The organism is Shewanella sp. 0m-8 (assembly GCF_052977265.1).
On the sequence record NZ_JBRIMB010000005.1, the window covers coordinates 128005 to 148266 of the forward strand.

The 20262-nt window shown below is 45.8% G+C and carries 13 protein-coding genes; 9 read left to right on the forward strand and 4 right to left on the reverse strand.

All coding sequences use genetic code 11. From position 1 onward, the window contains the following. Positions 1-34 precede the first annotated feature (34 nt). From ACVBIO_RS04130 to ACVBIO_RS04140, 3 genes are all read right to left on the reverse strand, one after another. Positions 35-2629 carry an endonuclease gene (locus ACVBIO_RS04130; protein WP_447172050.1) on the reverse strand — a complete coding sequence of 865 codons (2595 nt, stop codon included), beginning with the start codon at positions 2627-2629 and terminating at the stop codon, positions 35-37. A gap of 75 nt (positions 2630-2704) precedes the next feature. Further along, positions 2705-5962 (reverse strand): ExeM/NucH family extracellular endonuclease, encoded by a 3258-nt coding sequence (locus ACVBIO_RS04135; protein ID WP_447163043.1) that lies wholly within the window; start codon positions 5960-5962, stop codon positions 2705-2707. A gap of 32 nt (positions 5963-5994) precedes the next feature. Then, a complete protein-coding gene (locus ACVBIO_RS04140) occupies positions 5995-7047 on the reverse strand; it encodes a porin (RefSeq protein WP_447158978.1) in 1053 nt (350 codons plus the stop codon). 1095 nt (positions 7048-8142) lie between these two features. Here ACVBIO_RS04140 and ACVBIO_RS04145 point away from each other — a divergent pair. From ACVBIO_RS04145 to mtr, 7 genes are all read left to right on the forward strand, one after another. Then, on the forward strand, positions 8143-9033 hold the full coding sequence (locus ACVBIO_RS04145; protein WP_447169081.1) for an outer membrane lipoprotein-sorting protein: 891 nt from the start codon (positions 8143-8145) through the stop codon (positions 9031-9033). Beyond that, on the forward strand, positions 9033-10274 hold the full coding sequence (locus ACVBIO_RS04150; protein WP_447172051.1) for an ABC transporter permease: 1242 nt from the start codon (positions 9033-9035) through the stop codon (positions 10272-10274). Before ACVBIO_RS04145 ends, ACVBIO_RS04150 begins: the two co-directional genes overlap by 1 nt. Position 10275: 1 nt before the next feature. Beyond that, positions 10276-11502 carry an ABC transporter permease gene (locus ACVBIO_RS04155; RefSeq protein ID WP_447172052.1) on the forward strand — a complete coding sequence of 409 codons (1227 nt, stop codon included), beginning with the start codon at positions 10276-10278 and terminating at the stop codon, positions 11500-11502. Between the two features lie 32 nt (positions 11503-11534). Further along, complete coding sequence (locus ACVBIO_RS04160; RefSeq protein WP_447158974.1) at positions 11535-12218, forward strand: ABC transporter ATP-binding protein; 684 nt, start codon at positions 11535-11537, stop codon at positions 12216-12218. A 9-nt stretch (positions 12219-12227) separates the two neighbouring features. Beyond that, on the forward strand, positions 12228-13529 hold the full coding sequence (locus ACVBIO_RS04165; RefSeq protein WP_447172053.1) for a hypothetical protein: 1302 nt from the start codon (positions 12228-12230) through the stop codon (positions 13527-13529). A gap of 253 nt (positions 13530-13782) precedes the next feature. Beyond that, positions 13783-16206, forward strand: coding sequence for a glycerol-3-phosphate 1-O-acyltransferase PlsB (gene plsB / locus ACVBIO_RS04170; protein ID WP_447158972.1), 2424 nt, complete (start codon positions 13783-13785; stop codon positions 16204-16206). Further along, positions 16206-17462, forward strand: coding sequence for a tryptophan permease (mtr, locus tag ACVBIO_RS04175; RefSeq protein WP_447158971.1), 1257 nt, complete (start codon positions 16206-16208; stop codon positions 17460-17462). The genes plsB and mtr overlap by 1 nt, the downstream gene beginning before the upstream one ends. A gap of 59 nt (positions 17463-17521) precedes the next feature. Here mtr and ACVBIO_RS04180 read toward each other — a convergent pair whose 3' ends face one another. After that, the gene (locus ACVBIO_RS04180) at positions 17522-18544 is read right to left on the reverse strand and encodes an AraC family transcriptional regulator ligand-binding domain-containing protein (protein WP_447172054.1); all 1023 of its coding nucleotides are present in this window, start codon (positions 18542-18544) and stop codon (positions 17522-17524) included. Positions 18545-18678: 134 nt separating this feature from the next. Here ACVBIO_RS04180 and ACVBIO_RS04185 point away from each other — a divergent pair, with 134 nt between their 5' ends. Both ACVBIO_RS04185 and ACVBIO_RS04190 read left to right on the forward strand, forming a co-directional pair. Next, entirely contained in the window at positions 18679-19026 is a 348-nt protein-coding gene (locus tag ACVBIO_RS04185) for an MFS transporter (RefSeq protein WP_447163037.1), read from the forward strand. After that, the gene (locus ACVBIO_RS04190; RefSeq protein WP_447172055.1) at positions 19019-20242 is read left to right on the forward strand and encodes an HlyD family secretion protein; all 1224 of its coding nucleotides are present in this window, start codon (positions 19019-19021) and stop codon (positions 20240-20242) included. The genes ACVBIO_RS04185 and ACVBIO_RS04190 overlap by 8 nt, the downstream gene beginning before the upstream one ends. Positions 20243-20262 lie beyond the last annotated feature (20 nt).

Consider the following 20262-nt stretch of genomic DNA (forward strand, 5'->3'; position numbering starts at 1 on the left):
TCCCGGTGCTGCTTTTTATAGGCTTAACTGATGATTAGCCTTGGCGGCGACGCCACCACATTAGCGGTAGCAGCAAAGTAATAAAACCACCTAAACTACCCGCCCCATCAGGCTTAGTCCAACCAGGTTCTTCGGTGTTTTTCACCTCAATGCTAACAGACTGACTGAAGCTTTCTTCGTCAACCGTTGCCGTAAGCTCGAACACAAGCATTTGATCAATATCGACGCTAGGTGAAGTCACATCAAGTGTCAGACCTGAAGCGGTAAACACAGCCGTGTTTCCAGATACCTGCTTCCAGCTATAGCTAGTCCCTTCTGGAGCATCTGTAACCGTCGCTGTGATGGAAGTTTTATCACCTTCAGTCAGCTGCGTGTTGCCTGCAAACGTCACATCTAAAGTTAGAGGCACGTTAGTCACGATCAGGCTAACAGCTTTGGTTGTTTCCAACGTGCCGTCGCTGATGGTCACCGTAAAGTTCAAAGTCTCGTCGGCTTTAATCATTGGCGCAGTCAGAGACAATATAGCCATGTCGCCAACAACCGTCTTCTCTTCATCAACAATCTGCTCCCACTTGTAAGTAAGAGTAACACCTTCGCCAGCGTTGATTGCAGAGGCATCTATGGTGTATGCAGACCCTTCAGTGACACTCTCAGGAGTAACAATATCACCTTCGACTACCAAACCTGGGTTTGGATCGTCACCACAGGTTGCACCATACACTTGCTGCACTAACTCAGGGCGGTCAATGAAGGGGTTACGGTTGCCCTGGTATTTGTATACCTGGTTGTTACGGTTCTGCTCGTAGGTATCAACAGCATCTAACTTGTTCCATGCATACAGAGTACAAAGCGTGCCGATGAGCGGTTCGCTATCCTCGGCAGTAGTCGTTAGCCGATCGACTGCGACTAGATCAGGCATATTCGTTGTAGCGGTATCAGTACCCTGATATCGAGTATCCATATACATGATCATACGAGCGACATCGCCTTTCACCTCATCACGAGGTTCCCAGCAGTCGGTAGCTTTGTCGAGGTAGTTACCAGTACCCATACCGTTGAACATCACCTCTTCACCAGTATCCATACACGCACCAAAGTCATTGTTGCTTCGTGCTGTGTTGATGCCAGGATCTGAAGGACGCAGGTGATGAGCATCGGTGTAGCCCCACTGCGAGTCGCTAGGGAAACCATGGCTCTTGGCCCAAACGTGCTCACGATTCCACTTGCCCGCACCGCTACCACTAGTCTGGTTGTCGTACTTAGAAATAGAAGCACCGGTGTAGATTTCAATAACATTTTTATCGTTATCAGGATCTTGGTCAGCGTGGGTTAGTGTGCTCCAAACCTGCTTATAGGTCAGATACTTGTGATCTTTGGCTATAATGATCGACAGAGCATTCTTAAGCTCATCTGCATGGGCAAAATCACCACTTAATACATCTGAGTAATAGATCTCACCATTGAACGTAGTAGGGTCGGCAACCGGAGTTAGCGTCTCGCAGTTGGTGCAAGGGCCTGTTTCTGGCTCTGGTTCTGGAGGCGTTACTGAACCGTCACAGGCACTCTCACCAGCACAACCAAGGCCGTCCGCAGTGTCTTTAGGTAGAATAAGCCACTGTTCTTTAGAGGTCCCAGGGTATACGTCAGCGGTATTGGTATCACCGACCTTTACAGCTGCTTTACGACGCAGAGTTTTATCTTTAGTAGAAAAGTCACCATCAGTCCATACTAGCTGCTCTCCAACCTTACCAATGCTATCAATAACGGCACCATCTTTGGTAAGCACTAAAGCATCATCACCGCTGAACTTAGCTACAGTGTGAGCAGTTCCGACTTTAAAAGCTTCAGCAGCGCTTGAGTGGTGGAACACTAAGCTTTTACCAACGTCGAGTGAACCAGTAAGATTAACAACAGTGGAATCAGTGATCTCAGTCGCACCATTAAAATAAATGGCTAACTTATATTCGCTGTCATCCAAATTGAGTGTGCTACCACCTACATTAGAAACCTCAATCGCTTTATTATCGCTACCACCTTCCACATACTCAGTAATCAGCAGCACACCAGGCTCTTCGACGAAAGTACAAGCATTGTCACCAATACAGCCAAATCCATCGACCGTATCCTTGGGCTGAGAAGTCCAGTCATTTTCGTCGAAAGTATCTTTAGCCACCATGGAGCTAGCAGTATCGCTACGTCGCAGCGTAACATCTTTACCCCAATCTTTGGGGGTAGGTACCGCGCCAACAATATCAACAACCGTGTCGCCATTGAGCAGTGCAACAGCATCTGTTCCATTCTGCTGAAGCCCACCAACCATAGACGTTACGCTAGCGTCGAGATTCAATACAGCATCTGCATGTCTAACAACTAAGATGCCTTTTGCAGGTATTTCCTGATCTGCAAACGCGACCATTTCTGTCGTAGTATTGGCACCATCTTTGTAACGAACTAGCTTATAGCCATTTAAAGATTGTGCAGCATCACCAGAGTTATAAAGCTCAATAGCTTTATTAAATCCGCCACCTTCAATGTACTCAGTAATCAGTAAATCAGCACTTGCCGTAGTAGAAAATGCGCCCAAAACCATAGCAGTGGCCGCAGCAACTGCATTCATTTTAATTCTCATAATCGTATCTCTTTTTGAATCCTTGATGGGAAGCGCACTGCCCGAAAGCAGGCGCTTCATTGTCGAGAGCAACGCTTATTTGCGAAGACGACGGCGCATAGCTGCCAGCCCGAATAGGGATAACAAGCTGATGAAACCAGTGCTACCAGCACTACCGTCACCACCAGTGTTATCGCTTTCTTCTTCTACAATGTCAGCAATCAAGGAGTCGCGGTTAGATACCTTCGCTAGGAAAGATTGCTCAGACCCAGCTACAAGTTTTCCGTCACGCTGTAGGCTTACGGAAACGTTGTAGATAGCAGATGGCGCACCAAAGACCTCGAAATTTACCAAAGCTGTTGTGTCATTAGAAAGCACCACATTAGGCAGAACCATTTGGCTCAAATCTAAACGCTGTTCATCATCATCAGGACTCATACTGACGGTTGCGACATCGCCAACTTGAGTCGAAATACCCGCAGGGATCTGGTAAGGAACCTTGATTAGCTTTCTTAGTTTTGGCAGGTTCAGAGGTACGTTAGGATCCGTATCACCAGGCTTATAGCTAAGGGTAATCAGTGCAGGATCGTGATCCGACGCGCGATAGATGTCCTCTTTGTAGAACTTATGCGTTCCAGTACCGTCGATGGTACCTTTAAAGCGGTTTTGGTAGTCATACAAACCGGTCTCTGCAGCATTAACATGCCAGTCAGTGGCATCAATCACGCGGTCTTTCAGAGACGGTGAGATCAAGATGTGATCAAGCGAGCCTATTTCGTCACTGAAAGAGTAACTCCAAGGCGTCTCTCCTTTCTCCTTGAGCTTTTCACCGACGATATCTATGTAGCCATAAGTTTTAGTGATGGTGACTGGTGAGCCATCTTCGTTAAACTGAGGCTTAGGTCCAAGGAAAGTGTGGCTAGCGGTAACGATCGTCTTGTTGCGTGGGTTCTCGGTAAGAACTAATACAGGATCTTCTTTACCGTAGGCGTTCAAATCACCAAGGATGATCTTATCGCCAAGAACGTCTTCCATCTCTTCACCTAGGTGCACGGCACCGGCTACGCGGAACTCTGCACAAGACCCTTGGTAGTCCAGATCTGGGGCTGTACGGTTGTTCCAGGTTGTAGCATTGCCAAACTCAACACCTTGCCATTCTTCCCAACAAGTAGAGCCTTTTGACTTAAGGTGATTTACAGCTAGCGTTAAGCGCTTGCCTGTTTGGTTAACAATAAAGGTTACAACCAGGGCGTCACGGTGGTAGTTCTGACCGTTCTCTAGAATTTCCTTATTCTGATCTTTGATCACCTCACCTAAGTCGTTCACTATGGTAGGCGCTTTCTGTTGAGGCATTGGGATAACGCGAGTGCGCTCAATGCTCATCTTGCTTGGGCGATATATGATACCTGTAGCAATGGCGTCAGAACCAATGGCGTCAAGGTTATCCAGCATTTGATTGCCATTGTTGTCAAAACCAACAAATACATAACGGTTTTCGGTGGAGTTAGGACCATTGTAATCCTGGGGTCTCTCATCCACATATTGGATATTGACCTGGTTCACAATCTCAGCAATGGCACTCGCATCGCCAAAACCGTTGTTTTCAATCTCCATCAGGGCCATTACATCGGCATCCTGAGCACGAATAATTTCTACCAGCTTGGTTCGCTGGTTAATGTATTCATCGTAGCTATCTGCGCCTCGGCTCTGACCAAAGTTGTTGTTGTCGCCACCGAAAGGAGAGTTAAAAAAGTTAAACAGGTTCTGACTAGAAATGCGGATAGCAAAATCATCTTCTGCCACAGTGTCTTGCAGATCAGGTGTCTCTGTACGTGGTAAGTTGTGAATAAAGTTATCACTAGTCAACTGGTTGGTTATAGTTAGGCTGTAGTCCTGATCATACTTATCAGTCCCTGGGATCAACTCAGTTTCGTATTGGCTGATCACACCCTGCGCGTTAACGAGACTATCGTCGATACGGATGTAGTTGGTGTGTGGGTCACTGTTAAAACCAGCGTAATAAGGCAACTCGGTGCCATTGGACTTAGTGGCACTTTCAATAACTAAACGATAGTCATTGTTTTGCTCATAAGCTGCTTTAGATTCAGGGCTTCCTGCAACATACAAGTGGTTGGGCTGCAAGTTAGGACGCTTATAAGCTGCCACTATGTTGTTGCGACCGTTAGGAGACGACAGGTAGTTGTAGCTAAAGCTGCGAGTGATACGCATATCCTCTTTGGCTTCATCGCTAGGAGTACTAGGGTCCAGATCTGTAGGCAGATTGACCAGCATACCTTCGTAACGCTCCAACGTCTTATCGAAAGAGCCGTTATCAGAGCTAATTACCTGAATATCGGTAGGCTCAGTTAGGATGTCAGTATCAGTAACGTTCCAGCTAAATGCCGTATCAGCTGACATTTGAGTCTGGCCTTGGTACTCCGCCACTTTACTGCCGATACAAATGGTTTGACCCACTTTGAGATCACCGGCAGCACTAGAGCTAACGAAGATACCATCGGAAGTCTCAGGGTTGTTGTCAGAGGCAAGATTGCGAAGATAGAAACCCTCATTAGGGATAGACACCTTAGCTGAGATGATGCCCTCTACGGCAACTTTTTCAGCTGATTCGGTTTCACCATCAGCAATCAGAGGCGAGGTAAAACCTGTGCCTTGCACTTCACTAGGAGACTTAATTTCATTCATATCCGTTGGACAAGTGAAGATATCCATGATGTCATCAGCATCCGCTGCTGGCAGCTCGGATTTACCTAAATCGTCAGTCCTCATCGGCAAAATGTTTTGCCATTGAGTCGCGTCGAAGGTACCAGATTGAGTGGGATTGTTACCATCAGCATCTTTTTTACGACGCAGAGTTGTGTTCGGAGCCCACTTGCTCGTGTCGTTTTCAGCTCCGACACGATCGATAACAATATCGCCATTTTTTAGGAAAAAACCGTCATCACTGGTCATGAACAGGTTGTTGTACTTATTACTGGCATCATATGTGGAGATAACAACGCTGCCACCTTGAGTCGCAATGGCATTACGAAACTCTTCGGAAGCTCGACTGTTGACAAGCACTAGAGAGGCACCAGGAGCAAGCGTCTGACCTGTCAATAGCGGCTTAGCATCAGCGTTAAGTAACTCGTTGTCGTACTTGCCGCTAGAACGTTGGTATGCAGTAATGTCAGCGGTAAAGGTAAAGGCATCAGAGCCAGTATTAGTGATTTCAACCGAGCCCACATTGGCATCGGAACTTTGGGTCATTTCGGTGATCAGCAGGTCTTCAACGCCAGCGAAGGCGCCCATGCTGATGGTGCTGGCAATGGCCAGCGATAGGAAACTTTTCTTCATAGTAGACTCTATACAATTGGATTCGATACGGACTAAAAGTACATACGCGCGTAGGCGTAGGCTGCTTCAGGGGCTTCGCCAACTCGGCCTTCTACAGACAGCACGATGTCGCGGGCAGGGCGATAGTTGAAACCTAAGCTGGCCCACTGACGCTCTTTTCCGTACTCAGGTGGCAGCTCAGAGTAGTCGTAGTTAGGACTGATCAGATCCCAGCCTTCGTATTCTTCGTGATTTACGGAGCCGATGAATTCCCAATGTTCATTCAGGTCATACTTGGCACTTACCGTTGCCCCCTTGTTGCGGAAGGTCTGATAATCTAGGTGTACGTCACCACTCTTACGTGTAGATAAGTCTTCATCTTCTAGAAAGCCATTGAAACCAATAGAGAACTCTGGCATTAGTTTAAGGCGAACACCCAAACCTATCTGTTGCTGCTCACCATATTTACTGACGCCATTGGAGCCGCCGCGCGTTTCTAAGCCAACCACGACAGATAGCAGATCTGACATCCAGCCTGCATATCCGTTAATGATGTCACCTTGTAGGGCACCACTTTTGTGTTCACCGTCATATGAGTAGGAAGCACCGACAATAAGATGTTCGAACTTGGCTTGGTACTTAACGGTATTCTCTTGGTCACCGGCTTCACCGGTTTCAATGGACTTGTTAAAGGTGAAATCACCGAAGTGGTCGTAATCGTCGAATGCAGTATCGGTCAAGCCGAGCTCGATCCACTGCTGTTCGGTTAATAGGTAGCCTACGTACAACTTGTCGATGGCTAACTCGAACTCACCGTCGCCGCCAAGCCAGTTACGGCGTTGGTAGTCCAGTTCAAGACGATAAGTGAATTGTTCACGTTGACCCGCTACGCCCAAAGTTGCGAAGCTATCATCTACATAGCCCTTGGTATCGTAGAACTCATCGTGGTTATAATCTGCATGAGTATCAAAATGCCCACCTACGCCCACTTCGCCATATAAGCGAACGTGGTCACCTTGACTGTCACCATCTAACATTACAGCGTTCACTGAACCAGCACTAAACATAGTGACGATAGCGATTGCAATTGTTGATTTATTTAACATTGCTGTTACTTCCGATTAGTAATTTGTCAGCCTTTGATTGAAGGCCAAGCTCAAAATTAAAAATGTTTATTCGTAATATCTAAAACTGTTAACTGCTCAGGTAGGTGGAGAATTCGATGGCGAAACCGCCGACAGCTTTATTACATATTTCATATATCAACCCCATCCTTGTAATAATGTTGCTAACTTTCGTTAACTCGTGTCGCGATTGTTGCAGAGTTTTGTAACAAAAAAAAGAAGGGTTAGTCACATTTGGAGTGTATAAGTATTTGTTAAACAAAGAAAAATAGAGTTTCATTGGGCGCGCTTGAGAACAGGGTTGTTGCATGGTGTGCTTTGGTCTCTGCAAATCAGTAACTTAGGTGAGAACAGGGTGTGGTGTTTTTTTGTGTGAAATGAGGTGAAAATTAATGAGACTTTTTTATGAAAAACTAAATTTTAATTATTAACCTGCTACTACAGAGGGATGCAGGTTTCGGAGTAATCCGATCTCCGATTCAGGGATAAAACGGTTATCAAGGGACCATCACCAAACGTCCACAGTGGGAGGAATACTACACTCGCTGGCTTAAGAAGCAGTATGCGCCAGAGCGAAAAGCTCTTCATCGATTACTGCGGCCCAACAGCTCCCATTGTTAATTCAGATACGGATGAAGTGAGAACAGTGCCGATCATCCTAGTGACACTAGGGGGCTAATTTCACCTATGTAGATCCCAGCAGAAGCCAGCGGCTTGAATGCTAATTGCAGGCTCACGTTAATGTCTTCGAGTTCTTTTGCCTATAGTTTCACCTTATCCGGGATAGTACGAATATGCTGTCCGGATTTATGCGCTTAACTTATTTATTTTGCATTAGAGGGAGTTCCAAACTTAAAAAATCCAGCAGGGGTAACTGTTACATCGCGAAAGAATGGGATTGTGGTGTTGAAAGCCCAAGGGTTTATTACACAGTGAGTGTTTCAGTTTGAAACAACTTACTTTTTGGCACAAAAATCACATGTAACCCCCTGCTTCATTATTACTTAACCTAGCAAAAGCATTCGGTTTTTTGAACTACACTGTTATTACTCTAATTAATTAATCGAGCGCAAAGTTATGAGTGATACTTGTAACAACATCATGGCCTTAATTCGCTTGAAGTGGATGGTATTGGGGCTAGCGGTTGGTGTGATGTTATCTACTGTTCTGACGGCCTCAGCTCTTGCCTCTTCTCTTATTTATGATCAGCTTAACCCTGCCAAAAGCACTGCTCTGCTTTCTAATCAAGACGCTAGTCAACTCTCCGTTCAACTCTCTAATCAAGACGCCGCACAACAGATGATTCAAAAAGCGATGGAGAATTGGCGTGGGCTGACATCTTCGAGTGAATTAACCATGGTGATCCATCGGCCTGACTGGCAGCGCTCGATGACGGTACAAGCCTGGACAGAGGGTGATAAACAATCTTTAGTTCGGGTCATTGAGCCTAAAGTTGATGCGGGCAATGCTTTTCTTATCAATGATAAACAGATGTGGAGTTACTCGCCCAAAATTAATCGAGTTATCAAGGTTCCATCATCCATGATGAATCAAAGCTGGATGGGCAGTGATTTTTCAAACAAAGATGTCAGTCGCACCACTGAGCTACTCGATGATTATTCCCATCAGTTATTGCAGACAGAAGAGGTTGATGGGCATCAAGTGTACACCATTGAATCGATCCCTCATGAATCCGCTCCTGTGGTGTGGGGCAAGCAGGTGACTCGACTCCGTGATGACTGGGTGATGCTGCGTCAAGAGTATTGGGACCAAGACAATCAATTGGTTAAGGCTATGGATTGTGGCGATATAAAGCCTGTTGGCGCGAGACATGTCGCGATGCGTTGTCGTATGGCGCAGGTTGAAAAAAGCGGTGAGTGGACTGAAATACGCAACAAAAATGTTCAGTTTGATATTACGTTACCCGGCTATATGTTCACCCTGTCTAACTTAAGAAATCCACGTTGATGAGTACGCAAATTTTGTTGGCTTGGCGAAGCCTGTGGCAGCATAAACGTCGTACATGGCTCACCATTGGTGCGATGATTTTTTGTAATACCTTGCTGGTATTGATGATCACCATACAGGCTGGTACTTATCCGATGATGATTGAAAATACTTTGCGTATTTTTTCGAGCCAATTGCAGATTAATCAGCAGGGATACCTTGATAGTCCAGAACTGCGTAAACGTATTATTGATAGCAATGAGTTGATTACAAAAATTGAGCAGCAGTTCCCTGCGCTCGACGTTATCCCACGTAGTCACGGTTTTTTGTTGGCGGCCAGTGATCAGCGTAGTGTTGGCATGTTAGTTAATGGCGTGATGCCGGATAAGGAGCGCTTAGCTTCGATTATTCCTCAGCAAATTATTAGTGGCCATTACCTTATGGCCACAGATCAGCGGCAAATCGTATTGGGTGAGCGTCTGGCCAAAAACTTACAGGTCAAAGTCGGTGATGAATTAACGGTTATGGGCTCTACCATGGAGGGCGGATTTGCCGCGGATGTGTTGGCAGTCGTCGGTGTTTTTAAAACCGGGATTAATGAGGTAGACCGCAGTAGCGCACAAATCTCAATGGCCACTTTTCAACGAATATTTGCCATGCCTAATCAAGTGTCGATTGTGAGTATCAACGCTCCCTCTATGTCAAAGGTGAGCTTGTACCAAGAACAATTGCAAAGCTTGTTGGCGACTCTGGTACACACGGAGGCTAAGTTAACCGTTCATAACTGGCAGCAGCTTAACCCCGGTATAAAGCAAGGGATTGAGGCGGACTTATCGAGCGCTATCATCATGTATGCCGTGTTGGTGTTATTGGTGATACTAGGGGTGATGAATACTCAGCTCATGGCGGTATTAGAGCGTACAAAAGAGTTTGGCATCATGCTAGCGATAGGCTCAAAACCGAGCAGGCTATTTACCCAAGTGATTATTGAAACATTGATGATGGGGATGATAGGAATGTTACTCGGTGCGCTGCTTGGCGGGCTGATTGCGGCATACTTTAGTCTGGTCGGTATAACCCTTCCGGGCATGGGAGATATTGGGGCGCAATTTGGCATTGGGGATCGTATTTATCCGTTGTTATCGCCGCTTTCGGTGCTGGCAGGGCCCGTCGTTGTGTGTATTGGTTCTGTGCTGGTTGCTATATATCCGGCGTTTAAAACCCTAGGGCTGGAACCCATTAGTGCGATGCAGAGTAAATAACATGGTTAATTCTGTTCTATTTGTCTTGGCGTGGCGCAACCTTTGGCGCAATGGCAGGCGTACCCTTATTTTGCTGTTGGCGATTAGCTTTGGTGTGTGGTCGATGATAGTGGTTTCGGCTTTTTTGCGTGGCATGGTTGATGGCATGAACCAGACGTCATTAAATAACCTGCCCGGCGAAATTCAAATTCACCAAGTCGATTTTCTTAATGATCAAAATGTCATTAATCATATTGTTGAACCCTCAGGAGCGTTATTAAATCAGCTCAATCAACAATGGATTAGCCAATGGGCTGCTAGAGTACGCTCCCCTGTGATTATTGCCAGTGAACGGGTCACCTTGGGCTCTGAGGTGATTGCGTTTGAACCGCAGCAAGAGCTTTTTACCGTTAATGAACTTGATTTAGTGGCGGGAAGAATGCTTAAAGATGGCGAGGATAACGGCATTGTCATCGGTGAGAAAATGGCTGTGCGGCTTAAAACCGAGCTTAATAAGCGGGTGGTGATTACCTTACAAGATATTGATAATGACATTGCAGAGTCGGGAGTACGCATTGTTGGGATCTACAGTAAACCGACAGAGCAAGAAGAGCTTGCCACTATCTATGCTGGCAAGGGCTTTATGCAGAACTTGCTAAATATGCCTGATAAAGTCACCGAAATCGCAGTTTTTACCGATGGTAAACAGCCTTTACAGCAAGTGGCCGAGCGTCTTAAAGGCGTGGTCGATAACCAGTATGAAGTTGAAACTTGGCGTGAACTTAACGGTTACCTTGCAGCAATATCCGATTTGATGAATAGCTATATCCTTATTTTTATTGTCATCGTATTTACTGTGTTGGGTTTTGGCTTAGCCAACACCTTGTTGATGTCGATATTTGAACGTCAGCAAGAGATAGGCTTAATTATGGCGTTAGGATTACAGTCCAAGGCTGTGATTTATATGATTGTAATAGAGGCGCTGCTGTTGTTGATTATAGGTTTAGTGATTGGAGATACATTAGCACTGGCCACGACCCGTGCGTTGTCAGCGGGGATCGACCTATCTTCTATCGCCGATGGATTGGCGATGGCAGGTATGGATACGACGTTATATCCGGTGATTTATCGCCAAGATGTTATTGCGGCTAATATTATTGTCATTGTGCTTGGGATCATCACCAGTTTGTGGCCTGCAATTAAAGCGGCCAATGCGAATCCTATTGAATCGATTAATACCGCTGCTTAGTGATAGTGAATGGGGCAATAAGAAGGTAATCCATGAGTAATATCGTTTGTAAGGATCTGGTCAAAACATTCCAGCAGGGTGATCAAACAATCTATGGGTTAAATCATGTTTCGTTAACGATTCAACAAGGTGAGATGACGGTGTTGTCTGGCCCGTCCGGTTCTGGAAAAACCACTTTGCTCAATGCCATTGGTGGTCTTGATGAGCCCAATAGCGGGACGATTTATGTGGGTGATGTCGAGATTACCGGATTGACAAAGGCGGAGCGTGCGGATGTACGTTTGCAGCGGATTGGCTTTGTTTTTCAGGCTTATAACCTTATTCCTGTGTTAACCGTACAGGAAAACGTAGAATTTGTTATGCAGTTACAAGGTGTCGCAGCAAGAGATCGCAAACTGCGCAGTCAGGACATTCTTGAAGAGGTGGGCTTAACGGGGCTTGAGAGTCGCCGGCCTGCGCAACTTTCTGGTGGTCAGCAGCAAAGGGTGGCAGTCGCGCGCGCAATTGCCTCCAAGCCTGTATTGATCTTAGCTGACGAGCCAACGGCTAATTTGGATACTAAAACATCGGCGCAGCTATTGGAGTTATTCACCCAACTGAATCAGCAGCACGGGATTACTTTTTTGATAGCCACCCATGATGCGCAGGTATTTGATTATTGCCGACGTCATATCCATATGGTTGATGGCCAAATTGTCACCGACTCAGCCAGTTGAGCAGAGCTTATGGCGAACATAGATGACAGCAGGCGGATATTTAACATCGTTTTTTGGCAAAAGCTCACTGCTGTTATCTTTCTTGTGGGGCTTGGCGATTGCTTGCTTCCTCTGGCCGCTGCAGAAATTGAACATCATGGGCACCTTAAGTATGAGCTAGACGGCTATGCTTTTACTCACAAAAGTGTTTATCAGCAACTCTATGGCCAGACTCAGGTCAATCAAACCGCGCAGTTTCGTTATCACCTTGGCAGCAAATGGCAATCTGGCTGGTTAGTCGAAGCCGATTATCAGTTGCTTGCCGGCTATGGAGAGCGCCGCTACCAAACTTCCACATGGGTGAATAACTATCTCAGTCTTAGTTCGATTATTAATGATGATCAACGACTCTTCAATCTCACCGCTCCCCTCGCTGAGCATCGCGATTTTGCGATGGTTCAACGTTTAGATAGGGCCTTGGTGGGTTATCAAACCAATAACAATGTGGTTAAGTTTGGCCGTCAGGCGATTACCTGGGGTAATGGTCAGTTTTTTAATCCTATGGATTTTGTAAACCTATTCGACCCGACCGCACTTGATAAGGAGTATAAAACTGGCGATGACATCTTGTATGGCCAGCATTTGCTGCAAGATGGCAGCGACTTGCAGGCGGCCTATGTGATTCGTCGAAATAATCGTTCTGAGGTCACTTTTGATGTCGCGACTGCCGCCGTTAAATATCACGGCTTTATTAATTATGTTCATGAGTATGACCTTTTGTTAGCCGAACACTATGAGGATACCGTTGCGGCTTTCGCTAGCGCCATCAGCTTAGGGGGGGCGATTTGGGCAACGGATATTGTTGCCACCTGGGGCGATGAGAGTTATCTCTCTTTAGTCAGTAATGTGAGTTATTCCTGGGTTGGATTTGATAACAATATGACTGGAACCGTAGAGTATTTCTACAATGGTCTTGGCATTAGTGATGGAGATTACAGCCCAGAGTCACTTAGGTTGCATCCTGAGCTGGTGGCCAGAGTTCAGCGGGGTGAACTGTATAATTTGGCGCAAGATTACCTTGCGAGCCGGCTTTATATCGAGATGAGTCCCCTTTGGTCTGTATCGCAAAACCTGTTTTATAATATGTCAGACAACTCAGCTTTATATCAGTTACTGAGTCAACATAGTGTCAGCGATGATGTGCGTTTTACCTCGGCGCTTTCTTTGCCTATCGGCGCTAATGGTACTGAGTATGGTGGGCTTAAATTAGCGACTGGTCAGTATTTTAGCTTCGAGTTATCCCTTTACGCGCAGCTTGCTTGGTATTTTTAAAGCCGACGTTCGGCCTTAAGCTAACGATAAGTTAAATCGTATGTTATTCGGTCTTTGGTGTGTTCTGTGGTTAAACCAGAGTGAATACAATTTAATGCTTAATTATTAGTCTGTTATGCGGGATTATTGCTGTAAGTCATTGTTCTATAAATATACAGCTTTGATTCGTCGCTGGGATAAGAGAATAGCGCAAACTATTTAAATATCTGGTATTCTAGCGGCTTATTAGAAGCGACTAACATTGCATATAAATATGTCCAAACAAGACTCTCTTTGGTTCAAATCTTTACGCTGGTTGCAGCGTAAACTCGTTCACACTGTCGTGGTGCCTCACGATCCATTTGACGATCTCAATCTCGATCCGAGCAAGCCCCTAGCCTATGTAATGAAAACTGAATCTGTCAGTGACATTGCAGCGCTTAGCGAAATGACGGCTAAACTCGGCTTACCAAGCCCTTATGAGGACTTGGAGGTCAATGGTATCCGATCGCCTAGAGTTGTTTGTCTAGAAGGAGGCAAGCCTCTTTTTGGTCAGCGTGAAGGCGGAGAGCAGTACATTGATAGCTTCAAAAGGTTACTCAGCGTTCATAAGCAGAACCGCGAGTTAGACATTCAATTAGTGCCAGTCAGTCTTTATTGGGGACGTACTCCAGGTAAAGAAGACGACACTATGCGCGCTGCGGTTCTTGAGCGTCAAAACCCGACCTGGTTACGCAAGTGCCTAATGATTTTATTTTTAGGCCGTCATAACTTTGTACAGTTTTCTAATGCCGTTTCATTACGTTATATGGCGGATGAGCACGGCACTGATAAACGTATTGCCCAAAAACTTGCTCGTGTCGCGCGAGCGCACTTCGAGCGTCAGCGTAAAGTGATGACGGGCCCTCAGCTGCCTAAGCGTCAGGCGCTATTCCACGCTTTACTTAAATCCGATTCGATTACTAAAGCGATTAAAGAGGAAGCGGCAAGTAAGAAAATCTCTGAAGCAGAAGCACGCGCTAAGGCGATGGAGTATCTAGATGAAGTGGCTGCAGATTACTCCGATAGCTTAGTGCGTATTGCCGAGCGATTCTTAACCTGGCTGTGGAACAAGCTTTATAAAGGCATCAATATTAAGGGTGCTGAGCAGGTCAGGCAGTTGCATCACGATGGTCATGAAATTGTTTATGTGCCGTGTCATCGTAGTCATATGGACTACTTACTGCTGTCTTATATCCTTTATTATCAAGGTATGGTACCGCCGCATATTGCTGCCGGTATTAACCTTAACTTCTGGCCTGCAGGCCCTGCATTTCGCCGTGGCGGTGCCTTCTTTATTCGTCGTAGTTTCGGTGGTAATAAGCTCTACACTGCCGTGTTCCGTGAATATCTAGATCAGTTATTTGCTAAGGGTTACTCGGTAGAATATTTCACTGAAGGGGGTCGCTCGCGTACCGGTCGCTTGCTTGCACCTAAGACGGGCATGATCGCGATGACACTTAACAGTGTGCTGCGCGGTGTTGAGCGCCCTGTGACGCTAGTGCCTGTATACCTTGGCTATGACCATGTAATGGAAGTGGCGACTTATCACAAAGAATTGAGTGGTAAAAAGAAAAAGAAAGAATCCGTTTGGCAGATTTTTGGTGCTATTCGTAAGTTAGGTAATTTTGGTCAAGGTTATGTGAATTTCGGTAAGCCAATTACCTTACATAACTTCTTGAATGAACAGGCGCCTAGCTGGCGCGATGATATTGCAAAAGATCCCGATCAAAAGCCAACCTGGTTAACGCCTGTGGTGAATACTTTGGCAAATCAGGTAATGACCAATATTAACGATGCTGCAGCGGTGAGCTCAGTGACGTTAACCAGTATGGTGTTGCTCGCTTCTGAACAAAATGCCTTAGAGCGAACTCAGTTAGAGAAGCAGTTAGACTTGTATTTAACCTTGCTAAAAGAGCGACCATATACTGAATATACTTCAGTGCCTCAAGGGACTGGTAATGACTTGGTGTCTCAAGGTTTAGAGCTTAAAAAGCTGCAGATTGAAAGCGATCCGCTAGGCGATATCATTTCAATCGATCAAAGCATTGCGATTACCATGACTTACTATCGCAACAACATCATTCACCTTATGGTTGTCCCTTCTTTAATCGCTGCCTGTTTGCTGCGTAAAGAGAGCTGTCGTCGTGAAGATGTCATCAGTATCGTTAATGACTTCTATCCACTGCTTGAAGCTGAGCTGTTTATGGGGATTACAGATCCTACTCAGTACGCTAACCAGATCCTCGATATCTTCGTGGCTCAAGGCTTGGTTGTTGAAACGGAGAGTTTTGCTGTTGTGGATAGCAGTATCAACCAGTTGCTACTCTTGTCAGGCACTGTCAGTGAAACCATGCAACGTTATGCAATTTTGTTTAACTTACTTGAAGTTAAGCCGAATATGGAGCGTTCAGAGCTTGAGAAAGACAGTCACCGCTTGGCACAAAGATTAGGCGCACTTCACGGTATTACTGCACCAGAATTTTATGATAAGAAGTTATACGCTACGCTGAGCGTCAAATTAAAAGAGCTAGGGTACCTAGCTGATAGCGAAGGGTGTAGTGATATCAAACGTATAAAAGAGACGGCTAACTTGTTGTTACGTTCATCTGTACGACAAACTATCGTAGATAGTGTGCATGCGGAGCAGATTGCTTAATGGCAAATCATATGAATGCAGCTAAAAATAAGGCTGCAGGTAAGTCGCTGCTAGGTGGAGCCATGATCATTGCTGGCACCACGGTTGGCGCTGGTATGTTCTCGTTACCAGTTGTTGGCGCGGGCATGTGGTTTGGTTATTCGATGCTGATGCTAGTCGGGATCTGGTTTTGCATGCTGGTGTCGGGCTTGATGTTGCTCGAAACTAACCTGCACTTTGAACCCGGAGCGAGTTTCGATACGTTAACTAAAACCACCTTAGGCCAGTTTTGGCGTATCGTTAACGGCCTGTCGATAGCATTTGTCCTCTATATTTTGACTTATGCTTATATCAGCGGTGGCGGTTCCATTGTGAACCATAGCCTTGCAGGGCTCGGCATTAATTTGCCGCAAAGTGTTGCAGGTTTAGTGTTTGCCGCAGTATTGGCAAGCATCGTGATTATCAGTACCAAAGCGGTCGATAGGATCACCACTGTGATGCTGGGCGGGATGATTATTACCTTCTTCCTTGCGGTAGGTAATCTGCTGATCGATATCGATACCACAAAGCTGTTTATGCCTGATGGCGAGCAAAGTTACGCGCCGTATCTACTCGCTGCGCTGCCTTTTGGACTAGCGAGTTTTGGTTATCACGGTAACGTACCCAGTCTAGTTAAGTATTACGGTAAAGAGCCAAAAACAATTATCAAGGCACTGTTTATTGGTACCTTTATTGCGCTTGTTATTTATAGTTGCTGGTTAATGGCGACCATGGGTAATATCCCGCGTAGCCAATTTATCGACATTATCGCTCAGGGCGGCAATATGGGCGTGCTGGTTGGTGCCTTATCTGAAGTGATGGCCAGTAGTTGGTTAAACACCATGTTGAGCCTATTTGCTAATTTGGCCGTTGCGTCATCTTTCTTAGGGGTAACCTTAGGTTTATTTGATTACTTAGCCGATCTTTTTGGCTTTGATGAGTCACGTAGTGGGCGCTTAAAAACTGCGGCGATAACCTTTATTCCACCAACAATCATGGGTATTTTATTCCCGAACGGTTTCTTGGTTGCGATTGGTTTTGCAGCGCTGGCAGCCACTATTTGGGCGGCGATAGTGCCGGCTATGATGGCCTATAAGTCACGTAAGATGTTTGCGGGCAGTGACAGCTTTACCGTCCCTGGCGGTACACCTTTAATCATACTGGTGATTATATTTGGTTTGGTGACAGGTGCTTGTCACTTACTGGCTATGGCTGGAGTGTTACCCGTTTACGGCTAGATTTATTGCTATTGAATCGACCTATATCAAAGGCCTCTATTACAGAGGCTTTTTGCTTTTTAGCTTTTCTTCTTGAGATTTAGCTTATGCAGATACTGGGTAGGTGTTTGACGGCGAAAACGAGCGAATGACCGGCTAAAACTATGGGTGTTGGCATAACCGAGTCGGCTCGCTATCTCAGCAATATCCATGCCTTCCAGCATATATTTTATCGCCTGATTACACAGAATATAGCCAGATAGATAGGTAAAAGTGAAGCCGAGTTTTTGCAATCGTCTTTGCATTTGTTGGCGCGAAATATTGAAAAGGTTGGCCACCGTATCCACGCTGGGTAAGCCATAATAACGTGAATAATTGACCATCTCGTAGAGAACCTTAGGCGTGTCTGTAGGCTGAGGCATATTTAAATAGTTTTCTAGCTGATACAGCGGAATCGACGCCGTAGGAGGTTCAGGTATATAGCTGTAGTCGTCGGTAGACATTAACAGCTGATCAATGCCTAGCCAGATCTCAGTTTGTGGCGCGTTCCAAGTGACAGGGCAACCAAATAGCGCCTCAATCTCAGCATGTTGAATTGGAGAGCCACTCAGGCGCACTTTACGTGGGCTATAATTATCGCCAACATAGTTTTTGATGGCGTTAAACAGGGTCAAAGCCACTCGTAGAGAGTCGTGAGATCGGGCTTTACCTTTGACAAAAGGATTGCAGTAACACCACTTTAAAATTTTCCCCGACTGCTGAGCGTAATAGCTCGCACCAGACTGAAAGCAACAAACTCCATGGTTGATACGCCGAAATGAGATCGCAAGATCGGGGGCGCTTAAAAACCAATTCCCGGGAACTTCTAACCCTTCTAAAGTCAGGTGTTGCTGAATTTTCATCATAAAACTCGCTTCAGCAGTCAGGCTCTCTATTTGTTCAAACCACTTCGACACTTGCGTAAAAGGGATCAGCGTCATTCTGTCTTGAAGCAGCAGCGCCGGGATCCCTAAATCGGCTGGCGTCACGCCATAATGAGCCTCAACGCCCTTTAACACCGAAGCGATATAGCAAGAGCGGATAAAGGCCGTATTAAGCAACATAGTGAATACCCAAGGAGACCAATGACCTAATTGAATCATAAAGTGACGTAAAATGATATATAAGTGTACTTCATCTTGTGGTGAGGCAAAGAAAAGGCAAACTACGCAGCCAAAACACTTTTTGAGGTTTTTTTATGAGCTTGTTCAGCATGCCATTCGTTGATTCAGGAGTTGATACCGCGCTGCATAGTGTTGCTGCAGTGGTCATGGTGCTTACGGTAGCGGCTGCTGCATTTGGATTTTGGAAAATTCATGACATGCCAATTAATAAAGCGCATAAGGAGCAACATCACCAAATAGGATTGATTACCGCGCTTACCTGGATAGGTTTTATTTGGCATTGGGTATGGGTTATTGCGGTCATCATCGCTTTTGTCGACGGTGAAAAAGCGCTGCGCCGAATTAGAGATGTGTGGCGCGAGAAAGAATCGGCGACAGAGCAGGTTGATATGACTGCCAAAGAGGAGCAAACGAATGCTTGAGGGATTAGCGGTATGGGCACTGTTTATTTATCTACTGCGCCTAGTCGGTATGCCATGGAACACCTACAGTAAGGCTTTTGCCTATTTAGGAGGGACGGGCTGGCTGATGTTTGTATGGGTGGGGTTACTCAATTATACCCCGATGGATCTCTCGGGTGGTTCTTTGGTGCAATCGCCCCATATTCAGTTGCGCCCAGCCAACTCGCAGATAAGAGGCAACGTTGACAATATCTATGTGCAGCCTAATCAGCAGGTAAAAGAGGGTCAGCTGGTCTATGACTTAGATGCTGAGCCGTACCAAATTGGGTTAAATATGGCGTTAGTCGCGAAAGAAAGCGCAAACGTAGGGCTTTCGCTGGCGAAAGAAGATGTCAAATTGGCATTAAAGCAACACGAGGTCGCCATTGCCGATGTCAGCATCACTAAAAATCAGCTTAAGGCAGCCACTAAAGATTTAGCGTGGAAGCAAAAAACTTTAGCGCGCTATATTGAGCAGAACCGAGTCGTACCAGATACAGTCACTAAGAGTTTGCTGGATGAGCAACAAACAGCGGTCGATCTGGCTCAGGCACAGGTAAATACTTACGCAACCCAAATTGAAAAGGCGCAGATGGCAGAGCATACAGCGCTGCTAAATATCGAAAAATCTCGTCTAGCAGTGCTGAGCCGTCAGTCAGATCTAGATAGTGAAAGTGAACGTGTCGCTCAGGCGCAGTGGAATCTAGATAACACTAAGATCTACGCTCCAGCCGATGGCTACGTGACTAACTTTATTATGCGTGAGGGCCAGTACATTGGTGTCGCACCACGTATGCAGATGTACACTAATGAAAAGTATGTGTTGATGCGGGTAAATCATCAGGCTATTCGTAATGTTAAAGTTGGTCAGCTCGCTGAGTTTGCTTCAGCGGTTTACCCAGGCAAGATATTTAGCGCCGAAGTCGAGGGCATTGTAGAGGCGACAGGGGAAGCCCAAGGTCGTTTGGTTGCTTTAGATGACAATGTTAGGCAAACCACAGGGCAAAACCTAAATAATAAGCATCACTTTGTCAGACTCAAACTGACCGAAACAGGAGATTACGATATCCCCGTTGGTTCGGTGGGCTTGGCGTGGATCTCTGGTACGAAACCGATAGAGTTCTTAGCCTTTTTAGATGTTATCCGCGGTATCGTGATAAGAATGAAGTCACAAATCTACTACTTCTACTCTATTTAACTTGCATATCAATTCGGTTT